The 19,844-nt window shown below is 69.8% G+C and carries 15 protein-coding genes; 8 read left to right on the forward strand and 7 right to left on the reverse strand.

Going from position 1 to position 19,844, the window contains the following annotated elements; translation table 11 throughout:
- The gene (gene galU / locus ABZV77_RS29815) at positions 1 to 912 is read right to left on the reverse strand and encodes a UTP--glucose-1-phosphate uridylyltransferase GalU (protein ID WP_356263242.1); all 912 of its coding nucleotides are present in this window, start codon (positions 910 to 912) and stop codon (positions 1 to 3) included.
- A gap of 93 nt (positions 913 to 1,005) precedes the next feature.
- Between galU and ABZV77_RS29820 the strand changes: the two genes are divergently transcribed.
- Positions 1,006 to 1,629 carry a 5-formyltetrahydrofolate cyclo-ligase gene (locus ABZV77_RS29820; RefSeq protein WP_356263245.1) on the forward strand — a complete coding sequence of 208 codons (624 nt, stop codon included), beginning with the start codon at positions 1,006 to 1,008 and terminating at the stop codon, positions 1,627 to 1,629.
- Positions 1,630 to 1,727: 98 nt separating this feature from the next.
- Here the strand turns inward: ABZV77_RS29820 and ABZV77_RS29825 are convergent, their stop codons facing one another.
- Positions 1,728 to 4,583, reverse strand: coding sequence for a penicillin acylase family protein (locus ABZV77_RS29825; RefSeq protein ID WP_356263248.1), 2,856 nt, complete (start codon positions 4,581 to 4,583; stop codon positions 1,728 to 1,730).
- Positions 4,584 to 4,794: 211 nt separating this feature from the next.
- On the opposite strand from ABZV77_RS29825, the gene ABZV77_RS29830 reads away from it, so the two are divergent.
- The 6 genes from ABZV77_RS29830 to mscL all read left to right on the forward strand — a co-directional run bounded on the left by ABZV77_RS29830 (position 4,795) and on the right by mscL (position 10,580).
- On the forward strand, positions 4,795 to 6,327 hold the full coding sequence (locus tag ABZV77_RS29830; RefSeq protein ID WP_356263251.1) for a potassium/proton antiporter: 1,533 nt from the start codon (positions 4,795 to 4,797) through the stop codon (positions 6,325 to 6,327).
- A gap of 224 nt (positions 6,328 to 6,551) precedes the next feature.
- The gene (locus ABZV77_RS29835; protein WP_356263254.1) at positions 6,552 to 7,823 is read left to right on the forward strand and encodes an MFS transporter; all 1,272 of its coding nucleotides are present in this window, start codon (positions 6,552 to 6,554) and stop codon (positions 7,821 to 7,823) included.
- 67 nt (positions 7,824 to 7,890) lie between these two features.
- Positions 7,891 to 8,235: an FmdB family zinc ribbon protein gene (locus tag ABZV77_RS29840; protein ID WP_356263257.1), complete on the forward strand. Its 345-nt coding sequence runs from the start codon at positions 7,891 to 7,893 to the stop codon at positions 8,233 to 8,235.
- Between the two features lie 119 nt (positions 8,236 to 8,354).
- Positions 8,355 to 9,209 carry an S-methyl-5'-thioadenosine phosphorylase gene (locus ABZV77_RS29845; protein ID WP_356263259.1) on the forward strand — a complete coding sequence of 285 codons (855 nt, stop codon included), beginning with the start codon at positions 8,355 to 8,357 and terminating at the stop codon, positions 9,207 to 9,209.
- A 261-nt stretch (positions 9,210 to 9,470) separates the two neighbouring features.
- Positions 9,471 to 9,941: an RcpC/CpaB family pilus assembly protein gene (locus ABZV77_RS29850; RefSeq protein WP_356263261.1), complete on the forward strand. Its 471-nt coding sequence runs from the start codon at positions 9,471 to 9,473 to the stop codon at positions 9,939 to 9,941.
- 141 nt (positions 9,942 to 10,082) lie between these two features.
- Complete coding sequence (gene mscL, locus ABZV77_RS29855; RefSeq protein ID WP_356263263.1) at positions 10,083 to 10,580, forward strand: large conductance mechanosensitive channel protein MscL; 498 nt, start codon at positions 10,083 to 10,085, stop codon at positions 10,578 to 10,580.
- A 7-nt stretch (positions 10,581 to 10,587) separates the two neighbouring features.
- Here mscL and ABZV77_RS29860 read toward each other — a convergent pair whose 3' ends face one another.
- The 5 genes from ABZV77_RS29860 to nirB form a co-directional block, all read right to left on the reverse strand.
- Positions 10,588 to 10,806 carry a hypothetical protein gene (locus ABZV77_RS29860; RefSeq protein ID WP_356263266.1) on the reverse strand — a complete coding sequence of 73 codons (219 nt, stop codon included), beginning with the start codon at positions 10,804 to 10,806 and terminating at the stop codon, positions 10,588 to 10,590.
- A 37-nt stretch (positions 10,807 to 10,843) separates the two neighbouring features.
- On the reverse strand, positions 10,844 to 11,665 hold the full coding sequence (gene pflA / locus ABZV77_RS29865; protein ID WP_356263269.1) for a pyruvate formate-lyase-activating protein: 822 nt from the start codon (positions 11,663 to 11,665) through the stop codon (positions 10,844 to 10,846).
- A gap of 132 nt (positions 11,666 to 11,797) precedes the next feature.
- Positions 11,798 to 14,068, reverse strand: coding sequence for a formate C-acetyltransferase (pflB, locus tag ABZV77_RS29870; RefSeq protein ID WP_356263272.1), 2,271 nt, complete (start codon positions 14,066 to 14,068; stop codon positions 11,798 to 11,800).
- A 252-nt stretch (positions 14,069 to 14,320) separates the two neighbouring features.
- Positions 14,321 to 15,754 carry a NarK family nitrate/nitrite MFS transporter gene (locus ABZV77_RS29875; RefSeq protein WP_356263275.1) on the reverse strand — a complete coding sequence of 478 codons (1,434 nt, stop codon included), beginning with the start codon at positions 15,752 to 15,754 and terminating at the stop codon, positions 14,321 to 14,323.
- A 135-nt stretch (positions 15,755 to 15,889) separates the two neighbouring features.
- The gene (gene nirB, locus ABZV77_RS29880; RefSeq protein ID WP_356263277.1) at positions 15,890 to 18,640 is read right to left on the reverse strand and encodes a nitrite reductase large subunit NirB; all 2,751 of its coding nucleotides are present in this window, start codon (positions 18,638 to 18,640) and stop codon (positions 15,890 to 15,892) included.
- Between the two features lie 371 nt (positions 18,641 to 19,011).
- Between nirB and ABZV77_RS29885 the strand changes: the two genes are divergently transcribed.
- Positions 19,012 to 19,842: a CbiX/SirB N-terminal domain-containing protein gene (locus ABZV77_RS29885; protein ID WP_356263279.1), complete on the forward strand. Its 831-nt coding sequence runs from the start codon at positions 19,012 to 19,014 to the stop codon at positions 19,840 to 19,842.
- Positions 19,843 to 19,844 lie beyond the last annotated feature (2 nt).

The raw sequence follows: 19,844 nt of genomic DNA on the forward strand, positions 1-19,844 counted from the left end.
CTACATCTCCTCGGTGACGTAACTGCGAAGCCAGGCCTGGAAGTCCGGTCCCAGATCTTCACGTTCGCACGCGAGTCTGACAATGGCACGCAGATAGTCGCCACGGTCGCCGGTGTCATAGCGGCGGCCCTTGAAGACCACGCCGTGCACCGGGCCGCCGACCTTCTCGTCCGCGGCGAGCTGCTGCAGGGCGTCGGTGAGCTGGATCTCGCCGCCGCGGCCCGGCTCGGTCTTGCGCAGTATGTCGAAGATGTGGGGGTCGAGGACATAGCGGCCGATGATCGCGTAGTTCGACGGGGCGTCGGCGCGGTCGGGCTTCTCGACCAGGTCGGTGACCTTGACGACGTCGCCGTCCGCGGTGGCGTCGACGGCCGCGCAGCCGTAGAGGTGGATCTGCTCGGGAGCCACCTCCATGAGGGCGATGACACTGCCGCCGTGCCTCTTCTGGACCTCGACCATGCGGGCGAGGAGCGGGTCGCGCGGGTCGATCAGGTCGTCGCCGAGGAGCACGGCGAACGGCTCGTGGCCGACGTGCGGAGCGGCACACAGGACGGCGTGACCGAGTCCCTTGGGGTCGCCCTGGCGGACGTAGTGCATCGTCGCGAGGTCGCTGGACTCCTGGACCTTGGCGAGGCGGGCCTCGTCGCCCTTCTTCAGGAGGGCCGATTCGAGTTCGTAGTTGCGGTCGAAGTGGTCCTCCAGCGGGCGCTTGTTGCGACCCGTGATCATGAGGACGTCGTCGAGACCCGCGGACACGGCCTCCTCGACCACGTACTGGATCGCCGGCTTGTCGACGACCGGCAGCATCTCCTTGGGGGTGGCCTTGGTGGCCGGCAGGAAGCGCGTACCCAGACCTGCGGCCGGGATGACCGCCTTGGTGATCCGGGTGTGGGGGGGATGAGACTCAGTCATGGCGCCACCATATCCGGTGCGTATGTGCGGAATCTGTGGGTCCAGATTATTCGTCGGCATATGCGCCGACCAGGAAGGAAATGTGAGATCCCCATGAGCGGAACCAGCGGTACCGAGCCCGACGGCCAGCCAACCAAGCGCATGTTGCGGCGAGGCTTCCTCGCGGTGAGAAGCGGGTTGACTGAGGATGACGCACGGAAGGCGGCCGCGGTTCTCGCCGACCGCGCGCTCGACCTGCCGGAGCTCGCCGACGCGCGGACCGTCGCCGCGTACGTCTCCATGGACAGCGAGCCCGGCACACACGCCCTGCTCGACGCCCTGCACGCGCGCGGGACCCGTGTCCTGCTCCCGGTGCTGCTCGCGGACAACGACCTGGACTGGGGCGTGTACGACGGGCCGGACTCCCTCGTCCGCGTACAACACCCCGGAAAGATCGACCTTTTGGAGCCGTCGGGGGCACGGCTCGGGCCCGACGCCGTCCTGGCGGCGGACGCCGTGCTGCTGCCCGGGCTCGCCGTGGACGCGCGCGGGATGCGGCTCGGGCGGGGCGGCGGATCGTACGACCGGGTCCTCTCCCGGCTGGAGCGCGCAGACGCCGATCCCGCTCTCGTGGTGCTCCTGTACGACTCCGAAGTGGTCGCGCACCTCCCAGAAGAGGCGCATGACCGGCCGGTGCACGCCGTCGTGGCGCCCTCGGGGGCGCGCCGCTTCCGCTGAGGGGTCCGGGAACCCGGGAACACCGAAAGGGCCCTCCACGCGTGCGTGGAGGGCCCTTTTCAGGCTGCTGCCCTTTCAGGCCGTGCCGTGCGCGGCCGTCAGGGGCGCAGCACCAGCTTGTCGCTCGTGCTGTCCTCGACCGCCTTGTCCGTGTAGGCCCACGGCAGGAGTTCGCCCTTGACCCACTTGCCCGTCTGGTCGGTGTAGTGGTCGTTGTAGGCGTGCCCCGAAGCGCCGGTGAGGTTGATCCACTTGGACTTGTCGAGGTCCTTGAGGTTCACCACCATCCGCATCGAAGGCACCCACACCACTCCGTAGCCGCCCGCCGCGTTCCAGCCGGTCGCGTTGACCGCCGCCTCGCCGCCGCCGAGGTTCCAGGGACCGCGGTTCAGGACCCACTGCAGCCAGCCGGGACCGTCGGTGCCGAGGGTCTGGTTCTTCAGCGTGAGCCGGTGCAGACGGCCCCAGCTCCAGGTGTCGACGTCCTTGCCGAGCTTGGCCGTCAGGTCCCAGCGCGCGTCCTCCAGAGCCCGCTTGAACAGCTGGTCGCGGTTCTTGGTCTCCTCGTCGGTGCGGGTCGCCGGCGACTTCCACCAGTCGTTCTTCTCGTCGTCGATGATCTTGCGGATCACCTCGTAGTAGCGGTCGCCGCCGTCCGGCTGGGCCGAGTCCGCGTCACGCTCACCGCACTCGCGGACCTTCTTGCCCTCGTCGGCGGGGCCGGTGTTGCCGGCCGGCTCCACGTTCAGGCACTGGCCCTTGACGCGCAGCTCCTTGGGGAGCTTGTTGCCGATGGCCAGCTTGAGGATGTTGCGCCAGACCGAGTTGAAGTACGCGGCGGCCGCCGAGTCGGCGTCCTGGGTGTAGTCCCAGCCCTCCAGGAGCTTCTGGGCCTCGCGGACGTACTTGTCCTTGACGTCGATCTTCAGCAGCTTGGGCACGAGCAGCTTGGCGATCTCGCTGCTGTTGTCCATCTGCATGAGGCGCATGTCCTCGGTGGAGATCTTGCCGCCGTTCTTGATCTTCGACTGGATGAGGTCGTCGATCCGCTGGCTGCGCGCTCCGTAGCCCCAGTCCGAGGTGAGCTTGTACGGGTACTTGGCCTGGTCGCTGTCGTCGATCACGGCCTGGTTGGCGGTGACGATGTAGCCGCGCTTCGGGTTGTACTCGTAGGGCAGTGCGTCCTGCGGGACGTAGCCGGTCCAGCGGTAGTCGCGGTCCCAGCCGGGCGCGGGGAGCGAGCCGTCGCCCTTGCCGCGGGTGGGGATCTTGCCGGGTGCCTGGTAGCCGATGTTGCCTTCCCTGTCGGCGTAGATCAGGTTCTGGGACGGCACTTCAAAAGAAGCGGCCGCCTTGCGGAACTCCGTGAAGTTCTTCGCCCTGTTGAGCTCGAAGACGGCGTCCATGGACTTGCCGGGCTGCAGCGCGGTCCAGCGCAGGGCCACTCCGTAGCCGTCGCCCCGGTCGGGGGCCGCGGTGTCCACGTTGGCCTTCTTGCCGACCTTCACCAGCTCGTCGTCGCGGTCGGAGATCAGTGGTCCGTTGTTGGTCTCGCGGACCGTGATCTTCTTCTCCTTGCCGCCCGCGACCTTGATGGTCTCCTCGCGGGAGGTGAAGGGCAGCACCTTGTCGTCGTACTGGTAGCCGTCCCCGGTGAACTTCTCCAGGTACAGGTCCGTGACGTCGGCGCCGAGGTTCGTCATGCCCCAGGCGATCTCCTTGTTGTGGCCGATGACCACGCCCGGCATGCCGGAGAAGGTGTAGCCCGAGACGTCGTACTGGCACTTGTCGGAGACCGACCGGCAGTGCAGGCCCATCTGGTACCAGACGGAGGGCAGCTGCGGCGCCAGGTGCGGGTCGTTCGCGAGGAGCGGCTTGCCGGTGATCGTGTGCTTGCCGGAGACGACCCAGGAGTTCGAGCCGATGCCGTTGCCGTTCGGGCCCAGGATGGACGGAACCTCGTCCAGGGCTCCGGAGAGACCGTTGAGCTGCGACTGGAGCCCGTTGGGGGCCTCTGTGCCGCCTGCGAGGCCCGTACCGGCCGCGCCGTTGGTGCCGGTTCCGGTGCCAGTCCCGGTGCCGGTTCCGCCGGTCCCCATACCGGTGCCAGTGCCTGTACCCGTCCCCGTACCGCCGGTGCCGATGCCGCCGGACTGCGTGCCGGTGGCCTTGGCCTCGGGGTCGTACTCCTTGGTGACGCTGTTGTAGGCGCCCTCCCGTACGACGGGCTTGTTCCGCTTGTACGGGTACTCGGGGTACAGGTCCTTGATCTGCGACGGGCCGAGGCGGCTCGTCATCAGGGAGCGGTCGATCTCGTCCTGCATGTTGCCGCGCAGGTCCCAGGCCATGGCCTTGAGCCAGGCCACGGAGTCGACGGGGGTCCACTCCTGCGGCTTGTAGTCGTTCTTGAAGCCCAGCGCCGCGTACTCGACGGAGATGTCCTTGCCGTCCTTGCCGGCCAGGTAGGCATTGACTCCCTTGGCGTACGCCTGGAGGTACTTCTTCGTCTCCGGCGAGAGCTTGGAGTCGTACTCCTTCTTCGCCACCCGGTGCCAGCCGAGCGTGCGCAGGAATTCATCGGTCTTGACCTGGCTCTTCCCGAACATCTCGGAGAGCCGCCCGGAGGTCATATGACGGCGTACGTCCATCTCCCAGAAGCGGTCCTGCGCCTGGACGAAGCCCTGGGCCATGAAGAGGTCCGCGTCGGACTCGGCGTAGATCTGCGGGATTCCGTTGCCGTCGCGCTTCACGTCGACGGGACCGGCCAGGCCGTCGATCTTGATCGTGCCCTTGGTCTGCGGGAACGAGGCGCGCACGGTACTGACGCTCCAGTACGCGCCGTAGCCAATGCCTCCCACGATGGCCAGGACCAGGACGATCACGATGAGTCGGGCTCGGCGCCCCTTCTTCTTGCCGGACTTATGACCGGAAGAGGCGTTGGTGTTGGAGGGCATCGCTGTCCTTGCTGTCCTTACGCGAGCGGCAGGGCGGGCTGTGCTGTCGACTGGGCGGCTCTGGGAGCGCAGGAGCAACCATAGGCGCAGGGCGTTGCGGCTCCGGACGCGGAGTCAGGAACCCGACCCCCCATGAGATCGAATAGTCATTCGAAGGCGTCAAGGAAGCGTTAACAATTAGGTAAGGTAACGAAGTACTCCTACGTAGTACTTGGCTTCACGAAGGAAGGAACGGCCCCTGACTGTCCACCACCTCAACCAGCTCCTGCTCGTCTGCTCGCTCGTTCTGCTCGTCGCCGTGGCGGCGGTCCGGATCTCGTCGCGCAGCGGGCTCCCCAGCCTGCTGCTGTACCTGGGCATCGGCATCGCCATGGGCCAGGACGGCGTCGGCGACGTCCACTTCGACAACGCCGAACTGACGCAGGTCATCGGCTATGCCGCCCTGGTCGTGATCCTCGCCGAGGGCGGCCTCGGGACGAAGTGGAAAGAGATCAAACCCGCCCTGCCCATGGCAGCGGTGCTGTCGACCCTCGGCGTCGCGGTGAGCGTCGGCGTCACCGCCGCGGGAGCCCACTACCTGGTGGGCCTCGAATGGCGGCAGGCGCTGATCATCGGCGCGGTGGTCTCGTCCACGGACGCGGCGGCGGTCTTCTCGGTGCTGCGGAAGGTGCCGCTCCCCTCCCGTGTGACGGGTGTCCTGGAAGCGGAGTCGGGGTTCAACGACGCCCCTGTGGTGATCCTCGTCGTGGCCTTCTCCACGGCGGGACCGGTGGACGACTGGTACGTACTGCTCGGCAAGATCGCCCTGGAGCTGGCGATCGGCGCCGCGATAGGCCTCGCGGTCGGCTGGCTCGGCGCCTACGGCCTGCGGCACGTGGCCCTGCCCGCCTCCGGCCTCTACCCCATCGCCGTCATGGCCATCGCCGTCGCCGCGTACGCCGCGGGCGCCATGGCGCACGGCAGTGGATTCCTCGCCGTCTACCTCGCCTCGATGGTGCTCGGCAACGCCAGGCTGCCCCACTGGCCCGCCACCCGCGGCTTCGCCGAGGGCCTCGGCTGGCTCGCCCAGATCGGCATGTTCGTCCTGCTCGGCCTGCTGGTCACCCCGCACGACCTGCTCGACGACACCTGGCCCGCGATCATCATCGGCCTGGTCCTGACCGTGGTGGCACGGCCCCTCGAAGTCGTGGTCAGCCTGCTGCCGTTCCGCCTGCCATGGCAGGAGAAGGCCCTGCTGTCCTGGGCCGGACTGCGCGGCGCCGTGCCCATCATCCTGGCGACGATCCCCATGGTGAGCGGCGTCGAGGACAGCCAACGGATCTTCAACATCGTCTTCGTCCTGGTCGTCGTCTACACCCTCATCCAGGGCCCCACGCTGCCCTGGCTGGCCAGGAAGCTGCGCCTCGGCGACTCCTCGGAGGCCGCCGACCTCGGCATCGAGTCCGCGCCCCTGGAGCGGCTGCAGGGCCATCTGCTGTCCGTGGCCATCCCCAAGGAATCCCGTATGCACGGCGTCGAGGTCGGCGAGCTGCGGCTGCCCCCGGGGTCGGCCGTCACGCTGGTCGTCCGCGACGGCGAATCGTTCGTGCCGATGCCGACGACGGTCCTGCGGCGCGGGGACGAGCTCCTGGTGGTGGCGACCGATCCGGTCCGGGACGCCGCCGAGAAGCGGCTGCGCGCGGTCGGCCACGGCGGAAAGCTGGCCAGTTGGCTGGGAACCGACGGAGAAAAGCACCAATCGTAGGTGGCGGGGGTCTCATCGGCTGCAATCACAGGTGCTGATGGGACTCTCCCCTGTACGATAAAGGGACCTGATCGAACCAACTCTGTCTGAAGCAGAGCTGGCGCGACCGTATGGCGGTCGAGGAGCCCTCGCAGTGGCACCCGGCATCTACCGCAGTTCCGCGCAAGAGGACAGCTCTCGGCGCCCCCGCACGGGCGCTACCAGGCGGCAGAAAGGCACGGGCCGTGGCATCCACGGTCACCGAATCCCGCCCGGGCTACGGACAGCTCCTGCGCACCCCTCGCGCCTGGACGTTCCTGCTCCCCGGCTTCGCGGCGCGACAGCCCTTCGCGATGCTGACCATCTCCATCGTCCTGCTGGTCCAGCACACCACCGGCTCGTACGGCGCCGCAGGCGCCGTCTCGGCCGCCACCGGCGTCTCCATGGCGCTGTTCGCCCCCTTCAGCGGCAAGCTCGCCGACCGGTTCGGACAGCGCGCCGTCCTGCTGCCCGGCGTACTGGTCCACTCCGCGTCGGTCGTCACCCTGACGGTGCTCGCGCTCTCCGACGCCCCCTTGTGGACGCTCTTCGTGGCCGCCGTGCCCGCGGGTGCCTCCACACCCCAGATCGGCCCCATGGTGCGCGCCCGCTGGGGCGCCAAGCTGCAGGACTCCCCCCTGGCCACCACCGCGGCCGCCTTCGAGTCGGTCACCGACGAGCTGACCTTCGTCCTCGGCCCGCTGCTCGCCACCGCGCTGTGCACCACCATCGACCCCTCCGCCGGACTCCTCACCGAGGCCGGACTCACGCTGGTCGGCGGCCTCCTGTTCGCCGCACAGAAGAGCACTCAGCCCAAGCCGTCCGCGCACCACGACGAGCACGCGCGCGTGGAGCACGTCTCCGCGCTGCGCATCCCCGGAGTGCGGGTCCTGATGGTCACGTTCCTCGGCATCGGCGCCGTCTTCGGCGGCATGCAGGTCTCGCTGGCCGCGTTCACCGAGTCGATCGGCGAGCCCGGCCTGAACGGCGTCCTCTACGGCACCTTCGCGGCGGGCAACATGCTCTCCGGCGTCATCTGCGGCGCCATCGCCTGGAAGGTCTCCCCGCAGCGACGGCTCCTGGTCGGCTACGCGGCACTGACCCTGATGGCCTCCGGCCTGTGGGCGGCGCACTCCGTGCCGCTCCTCGCCGGACTCGGCCTGCTGGTCGGCGTCTGCATCGCGCCCGCGCTGATCACCGGCTACACGCTGGTCGACAAGCTGGTCCCGCCGACCGGTCGCACGGAGGCCTTCACCTGGCTGACCGGCGCGGTCGCGCTCGGGCAGGCGGCGGCCGTCACGGTCGCCGGACAGCTGGAGGACCGCTTCTGGGACGGGGCCGGATTCCTGGTCCCGCTGGGCGGCACCGCACTGGCTCTCGTGGTCCTCGCGACGCTGCGTTCGAGGCTCGTTCCCAAGGCCTCGGGCCGCACCGTGGCACGTGGCGTCGGTCACCGCGTACCGGTGACGGTGGACTGATCCCGCGGAATACGTCACTATGGACCGTCGTTAGCACTCATCGAGTGAGAGTGCCAGGAGGAAGCAAGTGCCGACGTACCAGTACCAGTGCACCGAGTGCGGCGAGGGCCTCGAGGCGGTGCAGAAGTTCACCGATGACGCCCTGACCGTGTGCCCCAACTGCGACGGACGCCTCAAGAAGGTGTTCTCGGCGGTCGGCATCGTCTTCAAGGGCTCGGGCTTCTACCGCAACGACAGCCGCGGCTCGTCGTCGAGCAGCACGCCCGCGAACGCGTCGTCGAAGTCGGCGTCCGGTTCCTCGTCGGGCACCTCGTCCACGTCGGACTCGAAGGCTGCTTCGTCCTCCTCGTCCTCGGACTCCAAGTCGTCCGGCTCCTCCTCGACGTCCACGTCGTCGAGCTCGGCCGCGTAGGACTTCACACACGCTGTTCCGACCGACCCCGCCGTCCTACGACGGCGGGGTCGTCGGCGTGTGACGGCGGTCTCGCGGCGTCTGCCGCCCCGGCTGCTGTCCGGCTACTGTGTCGGGCCATGGTGAACACGGTGAACGCCGCGCAGGCCGAGATCGGCGTCATAGGCGGCTCCGGCTTCTACTCCTTCCTCGACGACGTGACCGAGATACAGGTCGACACCCCCTACGGAGCTCCGAGCGACTCCCTCTTCCTCGGCAGGATCGCGGGGCGCCGGGTCGCCTTCCTGCCCCGGCACGGCCGCGGCCACCATCTGCCGCCGCACCGCATCAACTACCGCGCCAACCTGTGGGCGTTGCGCTCCGTGGGCGTGCGCCAGGTCCTCGGACCGTGCGCGGTCGGCGGGCTGCGGGCCGAGTACGGGCCAGGCACGCTGCTGGTGCCCGACCAACTCGTGGACCGCACGCAGACGCGCGCCCAGACGTACTTCGACGGGGTTCCGCTCCCCGACGGCGGCGTGCCGAACGTCGTCCACGTCTCGCTCGCCGACCCCTACTGCCCCGTGGGCCGCGGCGCGGCCCTGAAGGCGGCCCGCGGCCGCGACTGGGAGCCGGTCGACGGGGGGACACTCGTCGTGATCGAAGGGCCGCGCTTCTCCACCCGGGCGGAGTCGCGCTGGTACGCGGCGCAGGGCTGGTCGGTGGTGGGCATGACCGGACACCCCGAGGCGGCGCTCGCCCGCGAACTGGAGCTCTGCTACACGTCATTGAACCTGGTCACGGATCTGGACGCGGGCGCGGAGACCGGCGAGGGAGTCTCGCACGAGGAGGTCCTGCGGGTGTTCGCCGCCAATGTGGACCGGCTGCGGGGCGTGCTGTTCGACGCGGTGGCGGGGCTGCCGGAGGGCGGCGGGGACCGCGAGTGTCTGTGCGCGAGGGCGCTGGGCGGTGCGGATCCGGGGATCCGGCTGCCGTGAGACGCCTCCACCCGTGAGGTGCCGTCAGCCGTGAGACGCCTTTAGGCGGGCGGAAGTCCTCGTTCGGATGAGGGAGTTGTCCACAACCGGCGGGTAGTCCACGGGCCTCAGCGGGGATCGGCTCGGGCCTGCATCGTGAGAGCGGAAGCCGAGCTCCTCGCATCGCAGGCGGTGGTTGTCGTGACGCATGTCCCTCCTCAGACCCGACCGGAAGACCAGGCACGCCCGTCCGAAGGCTGCCGGGTCCCTGACTTTCCGCCCGTGCGGGTGCGCGGCGGACATCCGTGGCTGAGCCGACTGCTGCGGCACCGGCGGCGGGCCCTGGCCGTGGGCCTCGCGATGACCGCCGCCGCCCTCGCGAGCACGGCACCGCGGGAGGAGGCCTCGCGGGAAGCCGTTCCGCCGCACCGGGTCGCAGCCGCGGCGCAGCGGTCCACGACGAGCACGACCGCGACGGCAGCGGTGTCCGCCCCCGTGCGGATCGCGGACGCGGACACGGTGCGTCTGCTCCGCCCCGGCGACCGGGTCGACGTGATCGCTGCCGACGGATCGCCCGCGGACGGCGCCGAGCCGCGCGTGGTGGCGTCGGGGGCCAGGGTTTCCGCTGTGCCCGAACCCGGGGAAGGGCCCACCGAGAGCGGTGCGTTGGTGGTGCTCTCCGTCCCGAGGGACACGGCGGCGCGGCTGGCAGGGGCCGGGGCGAGCGCGCGGCTGGCGGTGACCCTCCGATGAAGCGGAAGCGGAACGTTCACGATCGCACTGAAGGGCTGTCAAGTAGCTCGTTCGTGCGAGTCAATTGGACAGGGCGGCCCGGGGCTCACGTAGGTTGCGAAGTTGTTTGTTCCACAACCCGCACATGCAACGAAAGGCCTCGTGGTGAGCGAGAAGAAGGAACCGGGTCTCTGGGAGGGCTTCAAGGCCTTCCTGATGCGCGGCAATGTCGTCGACCTGGCGGTCGCGGTGGTCATCGGAGCCGCCTTCACGAACATCGTGAACTCGGTGGTGAAGGGCGTCATCAACCCGCTCGTCGGCGCCTTCGGGACGAAGGACCTCGATCACTACAGCTCGTGCCTGAAGTCTCCCTGCGAGACGAACGACGCAGGCGAAGTCGTCACGGGCATCCCGATCATGTGGGGCACCGTGCTCAGCGCGGTCCTCAGCTTCGTGATCACCGCGGCCGTCGTGTACTTCCTGATGGTGCTGCCCATGGCCAAGTATCTGGCGCGGGCGGCCGCCAAGAAGGCCGAGAAGGAGGGGACGCAGGAGGTCATCGAGATCTCCGAGCTGGAGGTCCTCAAGGAGATCCGCGACGCCCTGGTGGCGCAGCGCGGCTCGGGCTCGGGCTCGGGCTCGGTGCCGCGCGAGGAGTAGCGCGGGTTCAGATGTGGTGGGGCGGCTTCTCGTCGAGGAAGCGCGCGAGATCGGCCGCGCTGTCACCGCGGGACTCGGCCCGCTCGCCCCACCCTCGGTCCGTATCGTCCGACGACTGCTGCTCCAGCGGGTCGTCAAAGACCAGCGCGTTCTTCGCCTTGGGCTCCGGCTCGTTGGGCTTCGGCTCGTCCGGATCGCGCGGTTCGGGGGCGGGGGCGGTGCTCATGCCTCCAGGGTACGTCGGGCGGACCCGACGGCCCGATTTACACGGCCTTGAGGCCCTGAGCTGCGAAGATCTCCTTGGCCGCGGCCACCTGGTCCGGGGTGGGCGAGGGGGTGCCGCGCAGCGTGAAGTCCTTGCCGAGCGCGTCCCACTTCGCCTCGCCCAGCTTGTGGAAGGGCAGCACGTCGACGCGCGAGATGTTGCCGAGCGAGGCGGCGAAGCGGGCGACGCCCTCGATGTTCGCCGGGTCATCGGTCAGGCCGGGGACGAGGACGAAGCGCACCCAGGTCTCCTGGCCGAGGGCGGCCAGGCGGCGGGCGAAGTCGAGGGTGGGCTGCAGGGGACGACCGGTGACCGTCCGGTACGTGTCGGGGTCCCAGGACTTGATGTCGAGCAGGACCAGGTCGACGTCGCGGAGCAGGGCGTCGGTGGCGCGGGTGCCGAGGAAGCCCGATGTGTCGAGCGCGGTGTGCAGCCCCAGCTCGTGCTTGAAGCGGTGCAGGAGTTCGCCGGTGAAGACGGGCTGCAGGAGGGGTTCGCCGCCGCTGACGGTGGCCCCGCCCCCGGCCGCGGAGATGAACCGCGTGTACTTGGCGGCCTCCGCGATCACGTCGTCCGCCGTGGTCCGCTTGCCGTCCCGCATCCGCCAGGTGTCGGGGTTGTGGCAGTACAGACAGCTCAGGGGACACCCGGCGAGGAACGTGACGAAGCGCGACCCAGGACCGTCGACGCCGGTCGACAGGTCCCAGGAGTGGATCGAGCCGGTGACGGGGCGGTGGGTGGCGGCCGCCGCGGGGGTGGCCGCGTCCTCATCGGTCGCGCGGGTGCGCACGGGAATGTCGGTACCGAGCAGGACAGCCATGGTGTAACTCCCGGACTACTGGCAGGACACGGTGTGCGCGGCGCCCGGGGCCGGGGTGAGGGCCCGGCCCCGGGGCCGCGGTTCGGGGGCGGCTCCCCGGAGGGAGCCGGTGGCTCGGAAGGAGCCGGTGGCTCAGAGCGAGCCGTGGAAGGTGCGGTTGATGACGTCGAGCTGCTGGTCGCGGGTGAGCCGGATGAAGTTGACCGCGTATCCGGAGACCCGGATGGTCAGCTGCGGGTAGTTCTCCGGGTGCTCCATGGCGTCCTGCAGGGTCGCCTTGTTGAGCACGTTGACGTTCATGTGGAAGCCGTCGCTGGCCATGAAGCCGTCCAGGACTCCGGCGAGGTTCGCGACGCGCTCCTCGGGGGTGCGGCCGAGCGCGTCCGGAGTGATGGTGTTGGTCAGCGAGATGCCGTCCTCGGCGTCGTCGTAGGGCAGCTTGGCGACCGACATCGCCGAGGCGATGTAGCCGTGCTCGTCACGGCCGTTCATCGGGTTGGCGCCCGGCGCGAAGGGCATGCCCGCGCGGCGGCCGTCGGGGGTGTTGCCGGTCTTCTTGCCGTAGACGACGTTCGAGGTGATGGTCAGCACCGACTGGGTGTGCACCGCGTCGCGGTAGGTGGGGTGCTTGCGGACCTTCTGCATGAAGTCGTGCACGATGCGCTTCGCGATGTCGTCGGCGCGGTCGTCGTTGTTGCCGTAGGCGGGGTAGTCGCCCTCGACCTCGTAGTCGACGGCGAGGCCCGTCTCGTCGCGGATCACCTTGACCCTGGCGTGCTTGATCGCCGAGAGCGAGTCGGCGGCGACCGAGAGGCCCGCGATGCCGCACGCCATGGTGCGCAGGATCTCCTGGTCGTGCAGCGCCATCTCGATGCGCTCGTAGGCGTACTTGTCGTGCATGTAGTGGATGACGTTGAGCGCGTGGACGTACGTCTTGGCGAGCCAGTCGAGCATCGCGTCGTACTGCTTCACGACGGTCGCGTAGTCCAGGTAGTCGCCCTCGACGGGCGTGAAGCCCTGCACGATGGTCTTGCCGGACTTCTCGTCGCGGCCGCCGTTGATCGCGTAGAGGAGCGCCTTGGCGACGTTCACGCGGGCGCCGAAGAACTGCATCTGCTTGCCGACGGCCATCGCGGAGACGCAGCAGGCGATCGCGGTGTCGTCGCCGTACTTGGGGCGCATCAGCTCGTCGGACTCGAACTGGATGGCCGAGGTGTCGATGGCGACCTTGGAGGCGAACTCCTTGAAGCCCTGGGGCAGCTGCTGCGACCAGAAGACCGTCAGGTTCGGCTCGGGGGCGGGGCCGAGGTTGTAGAGGGTCTGCAGGGCGCGGAAGGTGGTGCGCGAGACCAGCGGGCGGCCGTCCTCGCCGATCCCGGCCATCGACCAGGTGACCCAGGTCGGGTCGCCGGAGAAGCCCTCGTTGTACTCGGGGGTGCGCAGGAAGCGGACGATGCGGAGCTTGATGACGAAGTCGTCGATGAACTCCTGGGCCTCGGCCTCCGTGATGCGGCCCGCGTCGATGTCGCGCTGCAGGTAGATGTCGAGGAAGTTGTCGATGCGGCCGATCGACATGGCCGCGCCGTTCTGCTCCTTCACGGCGGCGAGGTAGGCGAAGTACAGCCACTGGACGGCCTCGCGGCCGGTGGTGGCGGGCTGCGCGATGTCGTAGCCGTACGACATCGCCATGGCCTTGAGTTCCTTGAGGGCCTTGATCTGCTCGGAGGTCTCCTCGCGGCCGCGGATGACGTCCTCGGTCGCCCACTCCTCGCCGAGTGCGGCCTTGTCGGCCTCCTTCTCGGCGATGAGCCGGTCGACGCCGTAGAGGGCGACGCGGCGGTAGTCGCCGATGATGCGGCCCCGGCCGTAGGCGTCGGGCAGGCCGGTGATGATGCCGGAGGAGCGGCAGGCGCGGATCTCGGGCGTGTAGGCGTCGAAGACGCCTTCGTTGTGGGTCTTGCGCAGGTGCGTGTAGATGTCCCGGACCTCGGGGTCGGCCTCGTAGCCGTAGGCGTTGAGGGCGCCTTCGACCATCCGCCAGCCGCCGTTGGGCATGATGGCGCGCTTGAGCGGGGCGTCGGTCTGCAGGCCGACGATCAGGTCCTTGTGGTCGGCGGCGGTGCCGTCGACGTAGCCGGGCCGGAAGGCGTCGATGCGGGAGGGCGTCCGCACGTCGACGTCGTGGATGCCGCGCTCGATCTCCGTGGGGAACATCGAGAGGAGCTTCTGCCAGACCTCGGTGGTGCGTTCGGTCGGGCCCGCCAGGAAGGAGTCGTCTCCTTCGTACGGGGTGTAGTTCTGCTGAACGAAGTCGCGGACGTCGATGGCGTCCCGCCACAGACCGCCCCTGAAGCCGTCCCAGGCCTCGCCGTTCACAGTCGCTTCCGCTGGCGTGGCAGTCATGACCCGCACCTTCCGTATCGCTTCTTCGCTACGTCTCCATTCCACTCCTTTCTGATCGATCAAAGGGGCAGCAATGGTCCTCGATCCGGGACCGGAGGTCCCCTTTCTCCGCACGGAAACCACCCAACACCACCTCTGACCTGGCACTTCTCTCGGGACTTTGGACCTAAGTTCGCTTGTGAATGCATTCACAAGAAATTCCCGGCCGCTCCGTGGTACGGAACGGCCGGGAAGAGGGGGTGGTGTGAGGCGTCAGCTCGGCGACTCCGCGCCCTTGCGGGCGTAGAACCACCAGGCGACCACGATGCAGCTGGCGTAGAAGGCCACGAAGCCCCACATCGCGCTGGTGACCGCGAAGTTGGCGAACATCGCCGGGATGAAGAAGAAGCCGTATGCCGCGATGGCGGAGGTGAAGCCGGTGACGGCGCCCGCCTCCATCTCCGACTGCTTCAGCGCCTTCGTGTACTCGGGCGTGCCCTCGGTCAGGCCCTTCAGGTGCTGGTTGCGGAAGATCACCGGGATCTGGCGGAACGTGGAGCCGTTGCCGATGCCCGAGAAGAAGAACGCGAGCAGGAAGCAGGCGAAGAAGCCCCAGAAGTTGCCGTTGTCGCCGCCTGCGGGGAGGAAGTTGATGACGCCGATGATCGAGAGCGCCATGCCGACGAACGAGATGATGGTGACCCTCGCGCCGCCGATCTTGTCGGCGATCCAGCCGCCCGCCCAGCGGGCGAGCGCGCCCACGGCCGGGCCCATCCAGGCGTAGGTGGCCGCGGAGTAGGCCGCGTCGATCGGGGTGAACGTGGTCTTGATGAGCATCGGCAGGGCCGCGGCGAAGCCGATGAAGGAGCCGAACGTACCGACGTAGAGCCAGGTCATCAGCCAGTTGTGCTTGCGCTTGAAGATGACCTTCTGCTGGCTGAACGGGGTCGAGGCGACCTTCAGGTCGTTCTGGCCGAACCAGGCGACGACCGCCAGGATCACCAGGACCGGCACCCACAGGAACGCCGCGTTCTGCAGCCAGACCGGTGTGCCGTCGGCCTTGTGCTGGGCCGAGCCGACCGCGATGACCGAGCTGGTGATGACGATCGGGGTGAGCAGCTGGACGACCGAGACGCCCAGGTTGCCGAGGCCGCCGTTGATGCCGGTCGCGTTGCCCTTGTCCTTCTTGGGGAAGAAGAAGCCGATGTTGGCCAGGGACGAGGCGAAGTTGGCGCCGCCGATGCCGCAGAGGGCCGCGATGGCGATCATCACGCCGTACGAGGTGTCGGGGTTCTGGACCGCGATGCCGAGCCAGATCAGCGGGATGACCAGGACGACCGTGGAGAGCGCGGTGAAGCGGCGCTGGCCGATCATCGGGCCGAGGAAGGTGTAGAAGATCCGGGCCGTGCCGCCCGTCAGGCCCGGGACCGCCGTCAGCCAGAACAGCTGGGAGGTGGAGAAGCCGAAGCCGACGTCCTTGAGGTTGGTCGCCGTGACCGACCACACCTGCCAGACCACGAAGGCGACCAGCAGGGCGGGCACCGCGATCCACAGGTTGCGGGCGGCCACCTTCTTGCCGGTGGACTTCCAGAAGAGGTCGTTCTCCGGCTCCCAGTCGGTGATGGTCTGGCCGGGCCGGTACTGCGCGGGGTCGTACGACGTGCCGGTGGGCGCGGTTGGCGCTGCTTGAGCGGCAGGCGATCTCATGTTGGTTCCCAGTTCGCTCAGGGTCCCGACCTTGCTACGGGGCCTGACGTATCCACCATCCGGCGTGCGCGCGATCGGGAGCAGAGGCGGAGGACACCTCCCGGCCGGGCCGAAGTCCGGGAATGTGAGGGGACTTCAGACCTCGTGCACCGGCAGCGCGACCGACGGATCGTCCAGGCACTCGCCGGTCCGCAGGTCGAACTCCTGCTTGTGCATCGGCGAGGCCACGACGGTGCGGCCGCCACGGGTGCCGAGGATGCCGTGGGCGATCACGTCGGCGCCGGAGAACGGGTCGCGGTTGCCGACGGCGTACACCCGTCCTTCGCCGTCCTTGAAGAGGGCCGCCTCGGTGCCGTCGGGCAGGACCGCCGCCCGGCCGCGGCCCGGCTCCAGGAACTCGGGAGACGGCTGCGCGAGGTGCTGCTCGAAGCGCGCCAGGGCCTGCGGGTCCTCAAGGACCGCCTGCCACTCGTCGCGGTAGGCCGCCGCGTGGCGGTCCATCTGGGCCTCCAGTTCGGCACAGATGCCGAGCGAGTCGTCGATCAGGACGGACTTCAGGTGGTCGAGGCCGCCGATGCGCTCGAACCACGGGGCGGTGCGCTCCAGGCGCTCGCCGGTCCGCAGGTAGTACATGAGGAAGCGGTCGACGAGGCGGAGGAGGTCGGTGGTCGACAGGTCGGCGGCGAGGAGGTCGGCGTGGCGCGGCCGGGCGCCGCCGTTGCCGCAGACGTAGAGGTTCCAGCCGTTGGCGGTGGCGATGACGCCGATGTCCTTGCCGCGGGCCTCGGCGCACTCGCGCAGACACCCGGAGACGCCGCCCTTGATCTTGTGCGGGGTGCGCAGGCCGCGGTAGCGCAGCTCCATGTCGATCGCGAGTTGCACGGAGTCGCCCTGCCCGAACCGGCAGAACTTCGCCCCGACACAGGACTTCACCGTGCGCAGGGACTTGCCGTAGGCGTGGCCGGACTCCAGGCCGACGGCGACCAGACGGCGCCAGATCGCGGGAAGTTGGTCCGCGCGGGCGCCGAAGAGGTCGATGCGCTGTCCACCGGTGATCTTCGTGTAGAGGTCGAAGTCGCGGGCGACCTCGCCGATCGCGATGAGCTGGGCGGGGGTGATCTCGCCGCCGGGGACGCGCGGGACGACGGAGTAGGTGCCGTCCTTCTGGAGGTTGGCGAGGAAGAGGTCGTTGGAGTCCTGGAGGGCGGCCTGCTCACCGTCCAGGACGTGGCCGAGGCCCAGTTCGGGGGCGAGGGTGCCGAGGACGTTGCCGACGACGGGCTTGCAGACGGTGCAGCCCTCGCCGCCCAGGCCATGCTTCGCCATCAGTTCGCTGAAGGAGCGGATGCGCTCGGTGCGGACCGTCTCGTAGATCTCGGCGCGGGTCAGCGCGAAGTGCTCGCACAGGCCCTTGGGCTTCTCGATCCCGGCGGCGGCGAGCTCCGCGTCGAGCACGGACTGCAGGGTGGCGAGGCAGCCGCCGCAGCCCGTGCCCGCCTTGGTGCACCGCTTGATGCCGCCGACGTCGGTGAGGGAGTTCTCGGCGACGGCGGTGCGGACGGCTCCCTTGGTGACGTTGTGGCAGCTGCAGACGACGGCGTCGTCGGGGAGGGCTTCGGCGCCCGGGAGTTCGATGTCCGAGGCGGGCACGACGTATGCCTGGGGAGGCGCGGGCAGGGGGCGTCCTGCGTGCGGCACCAGGGTGCCGTAGGCCTCGGCGTCGCCGACGAGGATGCCGCCGAGCAACTGCCCTTCCGGCCCGAGCAGCAGCTTCTTGTAGACGCCTTCGCGGCTGTCGGAGAAGACGACGGAGACGGCACCGCCCTCCGCGCCCTCGGGTGCGAAGGGGTCACCGAAGGAGGCGACGTCGGCGCCCATCAGCTTCAGCTTGGTGGAGGTGTCGGCTCCGGTGAAGACGGAGGTGCCGTCCCCCGCCAGGGCGTCGGCGGCCGCCTCGGCCATCTGGTAGCCGGGGGCGACCAGGCCGTAGACGCGGCCGTCGGCGCCCTGGGCGCACTCGCCGATCGCGTAGACGTAGGGGTCGGTGGTGCGGCAGTGCTCGTCGACGACGATGCCGCCCCGGTCCCCCACGACCAGCCCAGCCTCACGGGCGAGGCGGTCCCGGGGACGTACTCCGGCGGAGAAGACCACGACATCGGCGTCGAGGGTGCGGCCGTCGCTCAGGCACAGGGCGCGCACGGCTCCCTCGTCGTCCGCGTCGACCCGGCTCGCCCCGACCCCCGTGTGCACGGACACCCCCATCGACTCGATGGTGGCCCGCAGGGCCGCGGCACCCCCGTCGTCGACCTGGAGCGGCATGAGCCGGGGTGCGAACTCGACGACGTGGGTGCGCAGTCCCAGGGTGCGCAGTGCGCCCGCGGCCTCCAGGCCGAGGAGTCCGCCACCGATGACGACGCCGGTGGTGCGGCCCTCTTCGGAGGCGTACGCGGAGAGGGTCTCGACGTCGTACAGGGTGCGGTAGGTGAAGCAGCCGGGGGCGTCGGCGCCCGGGACGGGCGGCACGAAGGGGTAGGAGCCGGTGGCGATGACCAGGGTGTCGTAGGGGACGGTGGCGCCGGAGGTCGTGGTGACCGTGCGGGCCGCGGTGTCGATGTGCTCGGCCGGGTCGGCGAGGCGCAGGTCGATGCCGTGGCGGTCGAGGAAGCCCGGCTCGCCCAGGGCGAGTTCGGCGTCGGTGGCGCCGGTGAACGCGGAGGAGAGGTGGACCCGGTCGTACGCGGGCCTGTCCTCCTCGGCGAGCACGGTCACCCGCCAGCCGGGACCGTCCGGCGCCGCGGGGTCGGCGAGGGCGCCGCGCTCCGCGAGCGTCTCCAGGAAACGGTGGCCCACCATTCCGTGGCCGATGAGCACCAGGGTCTGGGTCATGGGAGTCACACTCCGTCGCGCCGGGGGAATCCCCCGCCGAGCCGCTGCGGGCGGGGGACCTTCCCTCTGACGGTAGGCCGGGCGGGGCCCGGCGCCGGACCGCTAAGGACCCGTCCACCAGGGCCCAACGGCCCGTGCGGTCAGGCCTTTTGGCGGGCGTCGCCCGGCGGGCGCGGGCGTAGCGTCGTGGGCGACGGGCTGCTCCCCGACCACGACTGCAGCCCGGTGCGATGCGGTTTCCGGGGCGGGAGTGCGGCGACACCACTGTCCCGTCCCGGGCCCGCTCGCAAAGAGCGTGGGTTCTCCGGCTTCGGATGGGGTGGACAGTGCGACCTCTGGAAGTGCGACGTCTGGACGGGCGGCCTCTGGAAGTGGGACGTCTGGACGGGCGGCCTCTGGAAGAGCGGCCCCTGGAAAGGGGTTCGGCAGCTCCGCCCCTGGTGCTCGCCGTGCACGGCAGCGCCCTGCCCGGTGCCGCCCGCACCCTGGGGCGGCTCTGCGACCGGGTCGAGGAGCTCGGCGGGGTGCGGCCCGCCCTTGGTCACCTCGACCACCGGTCCCCCTCCTCCCCCTCCCTCGCCGAGGCCCTGCGGGACGGTGCCGTCGTCGTGCCCCTCCTCCTCGGCGACGGATACCACCGCACGGTCGACATCCCCGCCGTCGTCCGGAGCCACGGCAGTTCCGGCCGCGGATGTGTGCTCACCGACGGGCTCAGCGGCGACCGTGCCGTTGCGCTCGCCCTGCGCGACCGGCTGGACGAGGCGGAGCGGCGCTCGGGCGTGCGGGCCGATGCCGTGGTCCTCGCCGCCGCCGGATCGTCGCGGCCCGGAGGCAATGACGGGGCGCGGGTGGCCGTCCGGCAATTGCGACTGCTGCTGTGCGGGGGTCCGGTGCCCGGGGGTCCGGTGCCCGGGGGTCCGGTGCGCGGGGTTCCGGTGTGCGGGGCGTACTGCTCGTCGGCCGGGCCCACCGTCCCCGAGGCGGTGGCGCGGCTGCGGACCGCCGGGTACCGGAGGGTGGCCGTGGCCGCGCATCTGCTCGCGCCGGGGCGGTTCACGGGGGCGCTCGCCGAGGCCGGGGCCGATGCGGTGGCCGACCCGATCGCCGACCACCCGGGCATCGCGGCGCTGGTCCTGCGCCGGTACGACAGCGCCTTGCGTCGCCCGGGTGGCCCTGCCCTGCCGGTCGGCGCCGCAGCCTGATT

It is taken from the genome of Streptomyces sp. NPDC004732 (genome assembly GCF_040609235.1).
GTDB lineage: Bacteria > Actinomycetota > Actinomycetes > Streptomycetales > Streptomycetaceae > Streptomyces.

Bases quoted from the DNA above. Each gene is read 5' to 3' on its own strand.
- galU (WP_356263242.1), bottom strand. From the start codon at position 912: ATGACTGAGTCTCATCCCCCCCACACCCGGATCACCAAGGCGGTCATC.
- ABZV77_RS29820 (WP_356263245.1), top strand. From the start codon at position 1,006: ATGAGCGGAACCAGCGGTACCGAGCCCGACGGCCAGCCAACCAAGCGC.
- ABZV77_RS29825 (WP_356263248.1), bottom strand. From the start codon at position 4,583: ATGCCCTCCAACACCAACGCCTCTTCCGGTCATAAGTCCGGCAAGAAG.
- ABZV77_RS29845 (WP_356263259.1), top strand. From the start codon at position 8,355: ATGGTGAACACGGTGAACGCCGCGCAGGCCGAGATCGGCGTCATAGGC.
- ABZV77_RS29860 (WP_356263266.1), bottom strand. From the start codon at position 10,806: ATGAGCACCGCCCCCGCCCCCGAACCGCGCGATCCGGACGAGCCGAAG.
- pflA (WP_356263269.1), bottom strand. From the start codon at position 11,665: ATGGCTGTCCTGCTCGGTACCGACATTCCCGTGCGCACCCGCGCGACC.
- pflB (WP_356263272.1), bottom strand. From the start codon at position 14,068: ATGACTGCCACGCCAGCGGAAGCGACTGTGAACGGCGAGGCCTGGGAC.
- ABZV77_RS29875 (WP_356263275.1), bottom strand. From the start codon at position 15,754: ATGAGATCGCCTGCCGCTCAAGCAGCGCCAACCGCGCCCACCGGCACG.
- nirB (WP_356263277.1), bottom strand. From the start codon at position 18,640: ATGACCCAGACCCTGGTGCTCATCGGCCACGGAATGGTGGGCCACCGT.